This is a genomic window from Paenarthrobacter sp. YAF11_1, assembly GCF_052113445.1.
Lineage (GTDB): Bacteria > Actinomycetota > Actinomycetes > Actinomycetales > Micrococcaceae > Arthrobacter.
On record NZ_JBFRDF010000009.1, the window covers coordinates 181,189 to 197,444 of the forward strand.

The window sequence follows — 16,256 nt, forward strand, 5'->3', positions numbered from 1 at the left end:
GACGCCACGTCCTCAACGGATTGGCGTCCGGCCCGACCAATGGAGGTCACCATGGCAATGTTTGCCACCAAGCGCCTGTTGATGGCGCTTGCCACCGTCTTGGTGGTGGCGGTGCTGGCATTCCTGCTGGTCCACGCCATGCCAGGCAGCCCCGGGGCAGTGTCCTTGGGAGCCGGCGCCTCGCAGGAAGCCATCAACCAGTTGAACCAGTCCCTCGGCTGGAATGATCCGTTGCTGGTCCAGTTCTTCCGCTGGCTGGGTGATGCCGTCCAGGGCAACCTGGGAAACTCCTTGATTGATGGCCGGTCCATCACGTCCGATCTTGCCAACAGGCTCCCGGTGACTGCTTCACTGGCCGCCGGGGCCACCATCCTCAGTGCCATCTTCGGCATCGTCCTGGGTGTCACTGCTGCGGTAAGGGGTGGCTTCCTGGATCAGCTCATTGGCGGTTTTGTTGGACTTCTGGTGGCCCTGCCCGCTTTCTGGATCGGCGTCATCTTCGTCTATCTCTTCGCTGTCCAGTCCTCGATGTTCCCGGCCACCGGCTACGTTCCCTTCGAGGTGTCACCACAGGACTGGGCCATGTCCCTGGCACTCCCGGTGATCACCCTGGCGGTGGGCGGTGCAGCGTTCATTGCGCGGCAAACCCGGGCGTCGATGCTGGAGGCCTTGCAGCAGGAACATATCCGGACACTCCGGGCCACAGCCACTCCTACTTGGAAGATCCTGTACGTCCACGCCCTGCGCTACGCCAGCCTTCCGATCGTGGCAGGCATTGCCCTGCAGTTCATCGGGCTCTTCGGCGGCTCGGTGATCGCTGAACAATTGTTCGCGATGCCGGGCCTTGGACAAGCCGTCCAGACCTCCGTCAGCACCCACGACGCCCCCGCCGTTCAAGGGGTCGTGGTCATCGCCACCGTGGTTGTCGTCGCCGTCAACCTCGTGCTTGAACTTGCCACCAAATTCCTTGACCCCAAGTTGCGTGCCTCATGATTCCCACCCTTCCTGCAACTCCTCCCGCCGCCCTGCGTAAGACCGCACGCACCAGGCTCTCCGGGCACCGCCTTCTCGCTTCCCCGGCCGGCGTTGCCGGCACGCTGTGGTTGGCCGCCATGGTGGTAGCCTCACTGACAGCACCGTGGTGGCTGCCCTTCAAAACCGAAGACCAGGACTTTACCGCCGTCCTGTCCGGTCCCACGGCTGCCCACTGGTTGGGTACTGATGAATTGGGCCGGGACATCCTGAGCCGCATCTTCGCCTCAGCAGCCGAAACGTTGGGGACCTCGTTCATCACGGTGATTGTCGGCGTCGGACTCGGCACCCTGTTGGCCCTGGCAGCGGCAAACAGCCACCGCGGCGAGGGCATCATCAGCCGCGTCACCGAAATCATGATGTCCCTGCCCGGTACCGTCATTATTCTTGCCGTCATCGGTGCGGTGGGTACCAATATTCCGTTGATCATGGCGATCCTTGGTGTGCTCATCTCTGCGGGTATCTACCGCGTCATGCTCGGCCAAGCGAAATCGCTGCAAAACCAGCTGTACGTTGATGCCGCCAAAGTCGACGGACTGAATCCGCTCGCCATCAGCGTCCGTCACGTACTGCCCGGGCTGGCAACCACCATTGTGGTCCAATCCGCGCTGATTTTCGCCGTGGGCCTCCTGATCCAGGCAGGGCTTGCGTTCATCGGGTTCGGCCCGCCGCTCCCGCAGCCCAGCTGGGGCGGAATGATCCAGAGTGCCTCGCAGCACGTCTACGACGCCCCATGGTTGATGGTTCCCACAGGCGTGGTGCTGGCACTGACCGTCTTGTCCGCCAACGCCATCGGTAATGCCTTGGGCAAGGCCCCCAACGCCGTTGCCTCGCATTTGCCCTCAGCGGCCATCCGCCGCAAACGCTCTGCCCAGGCAGCCGCCGCGGCGGCAGCAGCGCCGGGGGTGGAAAACCCGCCCGCCACGGGCCGGCTGAGCGTCCGCGGACTCTCTGTAGGGGTCGACGGCGGAACGCCGCTGGTCACGGACGTCTCCTTCGACGTCGAACCCGGCAGTGTCCTGGGCCTTGTTGGAGAATCGGGCTGCGGCAAAACGATGACCGCGCTTTCGCTGATGGGGCTGCTGCCGTCCGGCGTGGCAGTCACCGGCGGCCAGATCCTGTGGAACGGCAAAAACCTGGCCGCCGCCACGGACAAGGAGCTGGAAGGCATCCGCGGACGCGATATTGCCCTGATCTCACAGGAACCCATGCGCGCCCTGGACCCCATGTTCACTGTGGGCTACCAGCTGACCTCAGCGATCCGCAGGCTCCGGTCTGTCGGCCGGGCCGAGGCCAAGATCGAGGCCCTGGGCCTGCTGGAGAAGGTGGGCATCGTTGACGGTGAGCGCATTCTGACAACGTATCCGCACCAGATCTCCGGCGGCATGGCGCAACGTGTTGCCATTGCCCTGGCCTTGTCCGGGAAGCCGCGCCTGCTGGTGGCTGATGAGCCCACCACGGCGCTCGACGTCACCGTCCAGGCGGAAATTCTCTCCCTGCTGCGGTCCCTGGTGAAGGACACAGGAATGTCCGTGGTGATGGTGACCCACGACCTCGGCGTTGTTGCCGACATCTGTGACCAGGTAGCGGTCATGTACGCCGGCGAGGTGGTGGAAAACGGGCAAACCGCCACCATCCTGGACAATCCGCGGCACCCCTACACACTGGCCCTCCTGGCGGCGGATCCACACGCCAATACCGCCCACGACATGCCTGAACGCCTCGCTACCATCAAGGGCCAGGTTCCGCAGCCCAAGGATTGGCCAACCGGTTGCCGGTTCGCAGCCCGATGCCAGTTCGCCGGGTCAGCATGCCAGGTGCCCGTTCCCCTGCTTTCCTCAGGATCCGGCGAGGGCAGGGTGCGGTGCGTCAAAGCCGACGAACTCGCCATGGAAGGCCTCGGGTGGGTGGCCACGGACGTTCGTTTGGAGCACGCGGTCCCGGCCGAAGTTCCTGCCCGGCACCGCTTGGACATCATCGAAAAGGACATGGCATGAGCATCGAAACTCCACTCCGGCAATCCACCGGGACCACTCTCCGCCAGGAGCCCATGCTCGAGGTAAAAGACCTGGTGGTCCGATACGGCCGCGGCAGGAAAGCAGCCTCCGCACCTCCCGCCGTCGACCATGTCAGCTTCACTATCCAACCTGGCGAAACCGTGGGGCTGGTGGGCGAGTCCGGGTCCGGTAAGTCAACCATCGGCAAGGCGATCCTGGGACTGCAGAAGGCTACCGGCGGCAGCGTGGCATTCCAGGGGGAGGACATCACCGCTGCCAATCCTTCCCAGCGCCGCGCCATTGGCAGCGAGCTCCGTGCTGTCTTCCAGGACCCCAACTCGTCACTGAATCCCCGCAAGACCATCGGAGCGTCCCTGGCCGAACCCTTGAGGGTCCGGGGTGTCCAGGCGGCTGACGCCCGGGCCAAGGCGGAAGACATGCTGGAACGCGTGGGGCTCCCACGTGAAGCAGTGGACCGGTACCCGAGCCAGTTCTCCGGCGGCCAGCGGCAGCGCATCTCCGTGGCCCGGGCCCTGATCTGTGAGCCAAGGCTGGTGGTCTGCGACGAAGCCGTCAGCGCCCTGGATCTCTCTACCCAGGCACAAGTGTTGAATCTGCTGGCGGACCTCCGGGACGAGCGCGGCCTGAGCTACCTGTTCATTGCCCATGACATCTCCGTGGTCCAGTTCCTCGCCCAACGGGTGGTGGTGCTGTACCGGGGACAGGTGATGGAGTCCGGCCCGGTATCAGAGGTGACGGAGAACCCGAAGCACCCGTTTACGCAGGCCCTGGTGGCAGCCTCGCCCGTACCGCGTCCCGCGGAACAAGCGGAGCGGCGGGCTGTCCGGGAATCGCTGGGCGTCCGTACTGCCGCGGCCGTCGCGGCGACTCCGGGTGGCTGCCCGTTCCGTCAGCGCTGCCCACTGGCCACTGAACTCTGCGCTACCGAACGTCCGGCTCTGCGCCGTCTGGGCGATTCGGATGTCGCCTGCCACTACGCCTGAAAAACTTCCCCATGATTAATCCCCATACTTAAGGAGCCACCCATGACACTTCAGACCACAGCTGCTGCCGAACCACGCCGCATGCCCGCGCCGCCGCCGTTCCCCGCCTATCAGGTTCCGGGCACGCCCCAGGAAGTGTCCGAGCACTCGCTGGTGCACCGTGAACTCAACTACGCCATCGCTGTGGGCTTCCGCCGCCTGTCCATGGATGTGTGGTTGCCCAGGAAGACGGGCGACGGCCCAGTTCCGCTGGTGGTCTGGATCCATGGTGGAGCGTTTCAGCTGGGGGACCGCCGGGAGCTGCCACCCACGTTCACCCCGGACTCGGTGTTCCGCCTCCTCAACGAAGCGGGTATTGCCTGTGCCACGGTGGACTATCGGCACGCCCTGGAAGCGCCTTTCCCGGCCCAGCTCCACGACATCAAAGCGGCTGTCCGCTATCTGCGGCAGTACGCGGACGTCTTCGGCATCGACGCTGAAATGATCGGTGCCTGGGGCGAATCGGCAGGCGGCCACCTGGCGGCCCTCCTTGGGCTCACCGGATCCCGCGACGACCTTGAGGGTGGCCTGGGCGCCCAGGGGCAGTCCAGTTCGGTCACCGCCGTGGTGGACTTCTACGGCATCTCATCGCTCACCCATGTTCAACGGAGGCAGGGGGTGGAGGAATTCTTGAACGGCCCCTTGGTGGCGGCGGTGCCTGAGGGTGCTTCGCTCGACCCCGGCACCATGTTGGTGGGAGGCACGGCAGATCCGGGCCTTTTGGATGCTGCCAGCCCCCTGGGGTACGTCACGGACGAAGCTCCACCGTTCCTGCTGGTCCACGGCGACAGCGACGGACTGGTGCCGCACTCTCAAAGCGAACTGCTCGCCGGCGCCTTGGAGCGGGCAGGGGTTCACCATGATCTCGTCACGGTTGAGGGGGCGGACCACTGCTTCTTCTTCGCCGAAGACCAGCTGGACGGGATCCTGGAAAGGTCGGTCGACTTCTTCCGGCGTGAATTCCGGATCGTATGAGGCTTGGTACTGGGTTGGGTGCGTTGATGACAGCACGGCGGTTTCAATGAGTGAAATCACCAGTTCAGGTCCGGGTGCCGGTCAGGCACCCTTGGAGGAACAAGCCGGGACATCGAGGATCCGGCAGAAGCAACAAAGGGAGTCGACGATGACGGATGGTCGCGTGTTGAAGGGCCTTGAATTCGCCCGCACCGGCGACGACGGATCCCGCCCGCTGTTGTTGGATTTGTACCTGCCGGACGGTTCGTTGGGGCCGGGCGGTCCGGCCGCCCCGGACAGAGCCAAGGCCAGGCGACGTCCCGCCGTCGTCCATTTCCACGGTGGAGGCTGGCGCGTCGGTGAGCGTTCATCGCTGGGACCGGTCTGTGACGGTTTCGGTCTGAATCCCTTCGAAAGGCTGACGGAGGCCGGATTCGTGGTGGCTTCCGCTGACTATCGCTTGAGCGACGAGGCCCCGTTCCCGGCCCAGTTGCATGATGCCCAGGCTGCGGTGCGATGGCTCCGGAACCATGCCGACGAGTACGGCGTGGATCCCGTCCGCATTTATGCCTGGGGCGACTCAGCGGGTGGCCATCTTGCCAGCCTGGTGGGGCTTGTTGACGGATCCCCTCACAACGGTGGGAGCGGTGTCGCCGCAGTTGCGGCCTGGTATCCGCCCACGGACCTGAACCATATGGGGGAGCAGGCGCTGTCCAACGCCGTGGCGAAGGCCAGCGATCCCGGCTCCCGCGAGGAGTTGCTGGTGGGCGCCGTCCTGGCCGACCACCCGGACCTTGCTGCTGCAGCGAGCCCCATCAGCTACGTGGGACCCGACGCCCCACCCTTCCTGCTGATCCACGGCACAGCGGACCGTTTTGTTCCGGCAGCCCAGTCGCAATCCCTGGCGGGTGAACTGCAGAAGGCGGGCACCGACGTCGAACTTCTCCTGTTGGAGGGGGCTGACCACATGTGGTCCCTTCCGGACGGCAGCACGGCGGCGGCCGAAAAGGCGCTGTCCGCCACGGTCTCGTTCTTCCGGCACCAGGCCGGCCTCCCGTAATTTCTCCGGCAAGAAGCATTGGGGCTCTTTTGCCGTGCCCTCCTACTAACAACCGCCTCCGGGCGAAGCTGAAAGGTCCACCATGCAGTACATAGGTATCAACCACGACGACGGTACTTGGGTTGCCGCCCTGAGCGGCACCAAAGTCTTCCCGCTGGCGTCCATCACGGACTTCTGGGCCGACGCAGTCCGGTGGCAGGAGAAAGCTCCGGCCATCATCGCTGATGTTGGCTCCGGGCATGAGCGGCAGGACGTGATCGAGGTGCCGCTGGTTCCGGCATCGGCACGCGTGATCTGCGTGGGACTCAATTACAGGGCCCATGCCGCCGAAGGCAGCTACAAAGATGTGGAGTTGCCGCCGTATCCCACGCTGTTCGGGCGATGGACGGCCTCGCTGTCCGTCGGTAACGTGCCGGTGCCCGTGCCGGGCGGCGAAGCCGGCCTCGACTGGGAAGGCGAAGTGGCTGCCTACATCGGCAAACGCGTCGAGTCCGTTGACGAGGCCACCGCGGAAGACGCCGTCTTCGGTTACTCCACGTTCAACGACCTCACCGCCCGCCGCGCCCAGAAACTCACGTCCCAATGGACGCTGGGCAAGAACGGCGACTTCACAGGACCGCTGGGCCCCTTGGTCAGCAGGGATGAGGTTGGCGATCTGCGGGATGGCCTCCAGGTCCGCACCCGCGTCAACGGAACCGAAGTGCAGAACGGCAACACCCGGGACATGATCTTTTCTGTCCCGGCCATCATTTCCTTGATCAGTGAAACCTTCACCCTGCACCCGGGGGACATCATTGCCTCCGGCACGCCTGAAGGCGTGGGATACGCCAGGTCACCTCAATGGCTCCTGCAGCCAGGTGACACCGTTGAGGTCGACATCGAGAAACTGGGTACCTTGGTCACCCCTGTCGGCGAACCGTTCCTCCGGGCGAGGGCCTGATGGGCGCCGACCCGAACGCGCGACTGGAGGACCTGCCGGACCACGTCCCCGTCCTGATCTCCGGTGGCGGGCCCAGCGGACTGTTCCTGGCCCTGGACCTCGCCCAGCGCGGGATCCGGAGCCTGGTCATTGAGCCACGCACCACCATTGACCAGGACCGTCCGCGGGCAAAGACCACCAATGCCCGGACCATGACGCATCTGCGCAGGATCGGGCTGTCTGCGGCACTGCGGGCCGCTGCTCCGCTTCCCGTGGCGTACGCGCAGAACGTCATTTTCTGTTCCTCGCTGACTGGCCGGGAGATCCGGCGCTTTACCCACGCCTTCCAATTGGAAACGGGCCGCTACGAACCTCAACCGGAATGTGGTCAACAAGTGCCGCAACCAGTGCTGGAGTCAGTGCTTCGGGATGCAGTAGCTGCCTCCCTGCATGCCACAATGCTGACCGGTTTGAGGGTTGAAGACTTCCTGGCTGGCACAGGCGGCGGACAGCTCGTCACCGTCAGCGACAGTGACGGCAACCTCGGAACCGTTGAGTGCACCTATCTGGCTGCAGCCGACGGCGGTTCGTCCACCGTCCGCCGTGGCTTGGGAATCCGCCTCGAGGGCGGATCGGCAGCGCTGTCCAACATCAGCATCCTGTTCCGCTCCACCGACCTCGCGGACACCATCACTCTTGACCCGGCGGTGCAGTACTGGGTTCTTGGCCCCCGGACGGCCGGCATGGTGGGCCGGATGAACTTGGACAGGACGTGGTGGGCCATCATCCAGGGGGTGGACGTTTCAGCCGGTGGCCAGGACGTGGATCCGGTGGCATTGGTCCGGTCACTGGCAGGGGCCGACGTCGATGTCGACGTGATCGCCACAGATCCTTGGACGGCACGGATGCTCCTGGCTCCCAACTACGGCCGGGATGGGGTGTTCCTGGTGGGCGACGCAGCACACCAGAACCCTCCGTGGGGTGGCCACGGATTCAATACGTGCATTGGCGATGCCGCGAATTTGGCCTGGAAGATTGCCGCCGCCTTGGAAGGCTGGGCCGGGCCGGAGCTGTTGGACAGTTACGGCCTGGAGCGGCGGCCAGTGGCGCAACGAACCATCAACGACGCCGCGGCCAACGGCAAGGCACTCGCATACCACTTTGCTGATCCTGCTTTGGAAGTTGAAGGAACAGCCGGCGACGCCGCGCGGGCAAGCGCCCACGAAGCCCTTGGCGTTAAGCAAAGCGAGTTCGATTCACTGGGCCTTGTCCTCGGCTACTCCTACATAGGGTCCCCGCTGGTTGTCCCGGATGGATCGCCCGTACCGGCCGAAGACCCCATCCGCTACGTCGCCTCGGCCACACCGGGTGCGCTGCTTCCCCACGCATGGCTGGAGGGTGGCAGCTCCATCTATGACGTTCTGGGTCCCGGATTCACGCTGCTGGTGGACTCTGGTTCATTGGCCGGCGCCGCCACTGAGGACATCTATGCCCCTGTTCTGGCTGCAGCTGCCGGCCAGGGCGTGCCGCTGACCGTGCTGGCCATCCGGCCGGGCAGCAGCGGCACGCCCATGTCAGAGCTGTGGGCTGCCGACGCCGTCCTTGTCCGCCCTGACCAACACGTTGCCTGGCGCGGTTCGTCTGCTGACGCTGCGGCACACGCCGTGCTCGTCGCCGCGGGCTGGAGCCACCCCGCATCACTCACAACCCAGGAGGCCGCACATGTCGACGCCGTCCTTTCGTGACTCCCTGTACGCGCCGGACCATCCCCGGGTGGCGAAACTCCGGAGACTGGATGCACGCTCCTACGCTGAGGCCGCCAAGGAAGACTCTTTCGCAGGGCCCATGATCGAAGGCTGGAAGAAGCTCTACCCGGCGCCATTTGTGGGCGTGACCAGTGACGGCACCATCCGTGAAGGCTTGTTTCCGCTGAGTGAAGCCCGTCCCGGCGAGGAGGCTCCGACGTCGGACATGGTGGCCGCTGCGGACAAGCTGTTCGCGTTGCTGGGCGCGCCGCAGCGCGAGCGTATCAGCTACCCGGTAGACGCTCTCGAATGGCAGAGCTGGGCCAACCCGGAATTCATGCAGCATGACACCGGCCTTCGTCTGGAGGAACAGGACTCCGCCGTCCGTGACGCTGCCCTGTCCCTGGTGAAGGCCAGCCTCAGCCCCCAGGGCTATGAATTGGCGCGGAACCTGATGAGAATCAATGGCTTCCTGGGTGACTTGGTGGACCTGCCTCTCCTCATGAATGAGTTCAGCTACAACTTTGCCCTCTATGGCACGCCGTCCGAATCCGAGCCGTGGGGCTGGCAACTGTTCGGCCATCACTTGGCACTGAACTGTTTGGTGATGGGGACCCGAATGGTCATCTCGCCGGTCTTTTTGGGTGCGGAACCGGATGTCATCGACGACGGCCCGCACCAAGGCGTGAAGGTCTTCAAGGAACGCATCCACCTGGCCCGGGAACTCATGGCGGCCCTGCCGGAGGCGCTCCGTGCCGAGGCAGTGATCTTCGAGCACTTGCAAGACCCTGCCATGCCTGAAGGACGGCTGCACCCGGGAGACGAACGGCATCTGGCTGGATGCTTCCAGGACAACAGGGTCATTGCCTACGAGGGCATCCCTGTCAGTTCCATGCCTGCCCCGGCGTTGGCTTTGCTGGAAGGGGTGGTGGACGACTCCATCGCCTATCTGCCGGCGGGACCCAAGGCTGCACGCCTGCGGGAAATCCGGGAGCACTACGCGGAAACCTGGTTCTGCTGGATCGGCGGCTGGCAGGGTGGGGATCCGTTCTACTTCCGCATCCAGAGTCCCGTGGTCATTCTTGAGTTGGATCACCACTGCGGCGTTTTCCTCGGTAACGACCAACCTGCGCCGTTCCACATGCACAGCGTAGTCCGGACTCCCAACGGCAACGACTACGGACGGGCGCTGGTACAACAACGCGGCTAAGACAGCACCGCACCCACTCAACGCCACAACGCAGGACGCCCGGATCCTTGGAAAGGATCCGGGCCTCCTGCGATGTGCTTGCGTTGTGCTTGCGTTGGGCTGGACTCGTTGGGCTGGACTAGAGGTCCAGGGCAACCCGCCGCTGCGGGGGAGGTCCCACCACGGTCAGGTCCATCTCGGCCTGGGCCCGGCCGAAGCCTTCCATGTCCATGTACGGTTCGCCGCCCTCTGTGTAGATGTAGTCCTCTGTGGGCTTGTTGAAGTACTCAAAGAAGCCGTTGAAGACCGATGGCGTGAGGAAACCCACCATCTGGGTGTTGTGGGCGTCGAACGCGAAGGAGTGGATGGTGCCGGCTGGGGCGTGCACAAAATCGCCCTTGGTCAGGAGCATCTCGCGGCCATTGGCGTACAGGAACATCCTGCCTTCAGTACACAGGAAATTCTCAGTGTGCTCGGAATGGAAGTGCAGCGGAATGTACGGCGACTTGGCACCCTTGGTGTGCACTGCGAAGTAGTTGTCCCCTGTGTTCTGCGGGCGTGAGAGGTAGGAGAACATGGTCTGGTAGCTGACCAGCCGTTCGCCTTCGCCCGCACTGAGGAAGTACGGGCTCAGCGACGACGGCAGGCCGGCATTCTGTTGGAGGCTCGGCTGGACGCGTTCGACGTCCGGGAACGTGATGCCGAATTCGGCGCCAACTTCTGCCTGCTCCTGGACGGTCAACTTGTGTCCGGCACGCACTGGCGGAACGTGGGAGTCGATGGGTGTACCAACGCGTTCGTAATAGGCCTCCGCCCCGCCTGGAGTCATCCAATTGAGGAAGCGCGTGTAGTGGCTGGCCATGCGGTAAGCGTGCGGAGTTCCCGGAGGAATGACCACGGAATCACCTGGTGTCAGGACGCGGCTTTCACCGGGCAGCCAGACGTGCAGGATACCGTCGAACACATACAGCGTTTTATGTTCAACCGCATGGCTGACAAAAGGAGACTCAGCACCCATGCCGCCCGAAACGTACGCGGCGCTGAAAATGCCGCCTGTGTCCGCGGCGCGGGCAATCACGGTGACCAGCTGGCCGTTGATCTCGTACCGTGCGCCTTCCCCGGAAGCCATGTAGTAGGGGACGGCCTCGCCTGGCAACGTGTTGGCCAGGGGGAGTGTTGTGTTCATTTCCTCGACGCTGAGGGACATGTGGTTCCTTCTTTCCTTCGTCGGCATCAATACCTGTTTCAAGCTTTGCCCATTGATGGCAGGTCGTGGCTTGCGATTTTCACTCAATGGAAGGTGAGTTCCGGCAGGGCACCGGTGCGCCTGTGATGTCCCGGCCCCAGGATCTGGTCGTCCCCGCCGGGAAGCCGTAGGACGGCTTCGCCGCCATCCGGAACTGTTGCGGAGATTTCCAGTCGGCCGCCAACCACTTCCCAGCGGACCGAGGCCAATCCCAAGGGCGTTTCCAAGCTGGTTTCAGCCCACTGCAGCCCGCCGCCAGGCTGTGGCGCCATGAGGATGCGCCGGTATCCCGGTTCCAGCGGCGCCAGCCCACCTATGGTCCGGTGCATCCAGTCCACTACCGCTCCTAGCGCGTAGTGGTTGAAGCTGGTCATCTCACCGGGGTTGATGCTGCCGTCCGGCAGCATTGAGTCCCAGCGTTCCCAGATGGTGGTGGCGCCCATGGTGACCGAATACAGCCAGGAGGGGTTTTCGGTTTGGAGCAGCAGACGGTATGCCTCGTCGAGGTGGCCTGTGACTGTCAGTGCGTCGGTGACGAACGGTGTTCCCGCGAAACCGGTGGAGATGCGGAAACCGGACTTTTCCACCAACTCCGCGAGCCGGCGCCCTGCGATTTCCCGGTCTGCCTCACCCAGGATGTCGAACACGATGGCCAGGGCGTAGACAGTGGTGCAGTCGCTGGTGATGACGCCATGGGAAAGGTAGTGCTCCGTGAATGCCGCCCGCAGTTCCTGTGCCATGGCTCCGAACTCGGTGGCAGCCCCCTCATCTCCGAGGACCTCCGCTGTTGCGGCAACCAAGGACGCCGTTCGGAAGGCGCACAGTGTCGCCACTACATGCTTGTCGGCTTTTGCGGCCCACGGTTGGTCCGGGGAGGCGTCGGGATCCAGCCAGTCTCCGAACTGGAAGCCGGTGTCCCACAAGCCATTGGGTGAGAGTTTGCTGCGAAGCCGCCTGGCGTGGCCGGTCATCGACTCGAACTGCTCTTCCAGCACGCGCTTGTCTCCGTAGGCGGTCCAGAGTGCCCACGGAACCCATACCGCAGCATCGCTCCACACCGCAGCGGTGTCCGGGGCGCCGAACTCGGCCGGCTGTTCGATGTACTTCAGGACATTGGGGACAACAAACGGCACCAGATCGGCGTCGTGTTTCTGCTCCAATGCAAGGTCCCGCAACCAGTCGCGGAGGAAGTCCTTGCTGTCGAACAGGAACGCGGCACTCGGCGCGAACGCCGAGAGGTCTCCTGTCCAGCCAAGGCGCTCATCACGCTGCGGGCAGTCCGTCGGGACATCCACGAAATTGCCGCGCATGCCCCACACCGCGTTCTCGTGAAGACGGTTCAGGAGAGGGTCAGAGGACGTAAAGTGACCGATCCGCTTCATGTCCGAACTGATAACGACCGCGGTCAGGCCACCTTCGCTGGCCAGGGTTTCGGCGCCGCCGGGCCAACCGTCAACCTCCGCGTAGCGGAATCCATGGAAGGTCAGCGTTGGCTCAAAGACGTCCTCGCCGCCGGAGAGCGTGAAGCGATCCGTAGCTTCGGCCGAACGCAGCGGCCGGGTACCCAACTCACTGTTCTCGAGGACCTCAGCATGGCGCAGTGTCACCACCTGGCCGGCGGACCCTGTAACTGATGCCCGCAACCACCCCACCAGGTTCTGCCCGAAGTCCACCAACACCTTTCCGGCAGGTGACGTCCAGATCTTGACCGGGTTCAGCTCCCTTTGGCGGCGGACCGGCGGACCAATGTAGGGCTCGAGGCGGCTGAGGTCGTCGTCGAGCACATGCACCGCCGACCATTTCCCCGAGCTGAAGCCCGGCGCCAGCCACGCGTCGTCGAACTTTCGGGCATCGATGGACTGGCCGTCGTAGAGGTCGTTCGCCGTGGTGGCCGACTCACCTGCGGTCCAGGATGGGTCGGTCCCGACGACTTGCTCGTGGCCATCGGTAAATCGGATCCGGACTTCGGCGAAGGCACCGATTTCCTGCCCGTAGTATTTGGACCCGCCGGACCACGCCAGCCGCCCCCGATACCAGCCGTTGCCCAGCGCCAACCCGATGACAGTCGTTTGACCCACCAGCTGGGTGACGTCCAGCTCGCTGTACCGCACCCGCCACTCGTAGCTGGACCATCCAGGTGTCAGCAGATCATCGGAAACACGCCGGCCATTAACCCATGCCTCAACAACTCCGAGGGCAGAGAGGAACAGGGTTGCGGACTCAACGCCGCCGTGGCCTTCGTCGAGCCGGAATTCGCCGCGCATCAGTGGTGCGCCGTCGAACTCTTTGTCTGCAGCGATCATGCGGGCATGCCAGGTAGTCATCATTGGTCTCCAGTATCAGGGTAGGTTGGCGCGGACGGGCTGGCGGTCCTAGGCGGGCTGGTTCTCGAGGGACCCGGACGTGCCCAGGGCAAGGGACGCGCCATTGTCCTGTGCCACGCCACCCAGCCAAGTGGCGCTGGGCTTCGGAGTACGCTCCTGAGTCGCCCGATCGACAGCAATCAGCCCGAACTTGGGGACATAGCCAAAGATCCACTCGAAGTTGTCAAAGGCGGTCCATGCGATGTACCCCCGCACGTCGATGCCGTCGGCCAGGCAGGAGGCGACGCCGGCGACCGCCGTTCGCAGGTAGTCCAAGCGCTGGGTGTCGTCCTCGGTTGCCAGGCCATTTTCAGTGACGATCACCGGGATCCGTGCAATGCGGGCAGCCTCGCGGATGGTCGCTTCCAAACCCTCAGGATAGATTTCCTCGCCCATCTGGTTGGTGGGCACTCCGTCCTCGGCATGCACAAGGCCGTCGGCTCCAAAGACGGTGCGTCCGTACGTTTGGATACCCACAAAGTCATCTCCGCGGGAGGCCTCCAGGAAGCGCTCGTTGACGTCGCGGCGAATACGCTCTGCGTTGGTTTCCCCGCCCGGTGCTGCGTGAATGTCCGTGTTCGCCAATGTCCAACCCACCATCAACTCAGGACGGCGTGCCTTGATGGCGACCGTGGCTGCATGGTGCGCGGCGAGCTTGACCTCAAAGCCAGGCTCCGAGACCGTGAACTGGAAGGGGGCGATGCGGGCTGCTTCAATGCCAAGGCGTTCAGCGGCAGCCGCCCAGACAGGTACCTGTCCACGGCTCTCGGCGGGTCCGCCACCGATCCCCAATTCCTTCAACAACCACGGGAGGTTGGGTTCGTTGAGGGTGCATGCAACGCCAATGAGATCGCCCAAGTGCTCCATGACCCGCTCGCAATAGCGAGCGAAGCGCTCCGGAGTCGCCGGGTCTTCCCAGCCCCCGGCCCCGAGTAGCCACAGCGGTGAGGTGAAGTGGTGGAAGGTCACTACCGGTGTGAGGTTGTGCTCATGGCAGGCCTCCAGCACGCGGCGGTAGTGGTTGAGCGCCGCCGTCGAGAACTGTCCTTCCTCCGGTTCGATGCGTGCCCATTCCAGGGAGAAGCGGTAGGTGGTGAATCCAAGGCCGGCGATGAGCGCCACGTCGTCGCGGTAGCGGTGGTAGTGGTCAATCGCATCACCGGAAGGTTCAGCAAAGATCGTGCCGGGGAGTTGCTCCAGGAACCACGTGTCGCTGTTGACGTTGTTTCCTTCGACCTGGTGGGCCGCGGTGGCGACTCCCCAGAGGAAGCCGGCGGGGAAGGACTGGGAGGAGGTCATGTGTGTTCCTTTGGGGTCTGTGTGCAGGAAAGGTGGCCCGCTTTTCAGCGGACGCCCTTGATGAAGGTGACGGTGATGCTGCCCATGGCACACAGCGCGGCTGCTGCAAACCAAAGGAAGCCATAGTTGTGTCCGCTGCCGATTGCGAGGATCGCGGGGGCGGCTGCGGGAACGATGATGTTGGGGATACTGAGGGCCAGGCTGAAGACGGCCATGTCCTTGCCGGTGTCCCGGGCATCCGGGAGGACAGCTGCGCAGAGCGCCAGATCCACGGTGAGGTACATTGCCTGGCCCATGGCGAACACAATCCAGGCAACCACGAACTGCTCGAAGGAGCCTGCCGTGGCACCGAGCACCAGGGCCGTGGCCATGAGCAGAGCAGCAGCGATCACAAACGGCTTGCGCCTGCCAATCTTGTCCGAGAGCCAACCGGAAGCGGTGAAGAACAGGATGCTGACTGGAGCCGAGATCAGAGTGAGCAGGCCGGCACTCTTTCCGGCCTCAGCAATGGACATGCCGAGCCCGTCCATCAGGAAGAAGATGAAGTAGGCGAACAACGCCGTCATGGCGATGCCGGCAAGGAACCGGGAAACCCACGCCCACGCGAAGTTGGGGTGTTTTCGTGGATCTACCAGGAAAGATTTCGCCAGGCCCTTGAGGTCCAGCGGCGGCAATTCAGCGCGCGTCTTCGCTGGATCCCTGTACAGGACCAACAGCGGAATGCTGCAGACGAGCGCCAGCAGGACGGGAACGCACATCATGAGCAACGGTGCGTCCACCAGCCACGCGGCGAGGTAGGACCCCGCGGACATTGCCAGTGCGCCTGCCATGCCCATTGCACCCATGACCCGAGCACGCTTATTGTCAGGCAGTGCCTCGATGGGAATGACGGCGTAAGCGTTGAAGGCGGCCTGTGCCGACACCAGTGCAACGACGTACGCCGCCACGATGACGGGCGTGGAGGGGACAGTGCCTATGACTGCCGCGGCAATCAGCGCAGGGACCAACCCGCCGATGATCCAAGGACGCCGCCGTCCGAACCGGCCTGCGGTGCGATCGGACAGGGCGCCGGTGAGCGGGATGGTGACCAGGAGAATCAACGAACTGATGGACACGGCCATGCCATAGCTGGTCTCCTTGGACGCCGGATCAACTACGGCAAGGCGCAGCGAGAGTGCCGTGCCCAGCGTGAGGCTCATGATGTACATGCCCAAGGCGGCGATCAGGACCAGCGCCATGGTCCTCTTGCTGGACAGCGGTTGTTGCGGTGCATTGCCCGACGGCGGCGCGATGGCTGGTGCGTTGGCTGTTGAGCCCGGTGCTGTTGGCCCGGCAGGTGCCAGGACCTGCGTCTGCGCTGTGGAGTCACCCATGAAAATCCTCCTTTGGACCAGAGCCACCGTTGGCTC

General features: G+C 64.1%; 12 protein-coding genes. 8 read left to right on the forward strand and 4 right to left on the reverse strand.

Going from position 1 to position 16,256, the window contains the following annotated elements:
- The first annotated feature begins 39 nt into the window (after nt 1–39).
- The 8 genes from AB4Y77_RS15300 to AB4Y77_RS15335 all read left to right on the forward strand — a co-directional run bounded on the left by AB4Y77_RS15300 (nt 40) and on the right by AB4Y77_RS15335 (nt 9,960).
- A complete protein-coding gene (locus AB4Y77_RS15300) occupies nt 40–993 on the forward strand; it encodes an ABC transporter permease (protein WP_442014515.1) in 954 nt (317 codons plus the stop codon).
- Nucleotides 990–3,029: a dipeptide/oligopeptide/nickel ABC transporter permease/ATP-binding protein gene (locus AB4Y77_RS15305; RefSeq protein WP_442014516.1), complete on the forward strand. Its 2,040-nt coding sequence runs from the start codon at nt 990–992 to the stop codon at nt 3,027–3,029. The genes AB4Y77_RS15300 and AB4Y77_RS15305 overlap by 4 nt, the downstream gene beginning before the upstream one ends.
- Nucleotides 3,026–4,033 carry an oligopeptide/dipeptide ABC transporter ATP-binding protein gene (locus AB4Y77_RS15310; RefSeq protein ID WP_442014517.1) on the forward strand — a complete coding sequence of 336 codons (1,008 nt, stop codon included), beginning with the start codon at nt 3,026–3,028 and terminating at the stop codon, nt 4,031–4,033. Before AB4Y77_RS15305 ends, AB4Y77_RS15310 begins: the two co-directional genes overlap by 4 nt.
- Before the next feature lie 42 nt (nt 4,034–4,075).
- Entirely contained in the window at nt 4,076–5,047 is a 972-nt protein-coding gene (locus AB4Y77_RS15315; RefSeq protein WP_442014518.1) for an alpha/beta hydrolase fold domain-containing protein, read from the forward strand.
- A 46-nt stretch (nt 5,048–5,093) separates the two neighbouring features.
- Nucleotides 5,094–6,086, forward strand: a complete 993-nt coding sequence (locus AB4Y77_RS15320) for an alpha/beta hydrolase fold domain-containing protein (RefSeq protein WP_442014519.1) — start codon at nt 5,094–5,096, stop codon at nt 6,084–6,086.
- An 82-nt stretch (nt 6,087–6,168) separates the two neighbouring features.
- Complete coding sequence (locus AB4Y77_RS15325) at nt 6,169–7,026, forward strand: fumarylacetoacetate hydrolase family protein (protein WP_311212139.1); 858 nt, start codon at nt 6,169–6,171, stop codon at nt 7,024–7,026.
- Nucleotides 7,026–8,750 (forward strand): FAD-dependent monooxygenase, encoded by a 1,725-nt coding sequence (locus AB4Y77_RS15330; protein WP_311212138.1) that lies wholly within the window; start codon nt 7,026–7,028, stop codon nt 8,748–8,750. Before AB4Y77_RS15325 ends, AB4Y77_RS15330 begins: the two co-directional genes overlap by 1 nt.
- Nucleotides 8,728–9,960, forward strand: coding sequence for a DUF3500 domain-containing protein (locus AB4Y77_RS15335; RefSeq protein WP_442014520.1), 1,233 nt, complete (start codon nt 8,728–8,730; stop codon nt 9,958–9,960). The genes AB4Y77_RS15330 and AB4Y77_RS15335 overlap by 23 nt, the downstream gene beginning before the upstream one ends.
- Before the next feature lie 118 nt (nt 9,961–10,078).
- On the opposite strand, the gene AB4Y77_RS15340 is transcribed toward AB4Y77_RS15335, so the two are convergent.
- From AB4Y77_RS15340 to AB4Y77_RS15355, 4 genes are all read right to left on the reverse strand, one after another.
- Nucleotides 10,079–11,146: a quercetin 2,3-dioxygenase gene (locus AB4Y77_RS15340; RefSeq protein WP_442014521.1), complete on the reverse strand. Its 1,068-nt coding sequence runs from the start codon at nt 11,144–11,146 to the stop codon at nt 10,079–10,081.
- A gap of 83 nt (nt 11,147–11,229) precedes the next feature.
- Nucleotides 11,230–13,509, reverse strand: coding sequence for a family 78 glycoside hydrolase catalytic domain (locus AB4Y77_RS15345; protein ID WP_442014522.1), 2,280 nt, complete (start codon nt 13,507–13,509; stop codon nt 11,230–11,232).
- 48 nt (nt 13,510–13,557) lie between these two features.
- Entirely contained in the window at nt 13,558–14,847 is a 1,290-nt protein-coding gene (locus tag AB4Y77_RS15350; protein WP_311212134.1) for a glycoside hydrolase family 1 protein, read from the reverse strand.
- Between the two features lie 44 nt (nt 14,848–14,891).
- Nucleotides 14,892–16,220 (reverse strand): MFS transporter, encoded by a 1,329-nt coding sequence (locus tag AB4Y77_RS15355; RefSeq protein ID WP_311212133.1) that lies wholly within the window; start codon nt 16,218–16,220, stop codon nt 14,892–14,894.
- Nucleotides 16,221–16,256 lie beyond the last annotated feature (36 nt).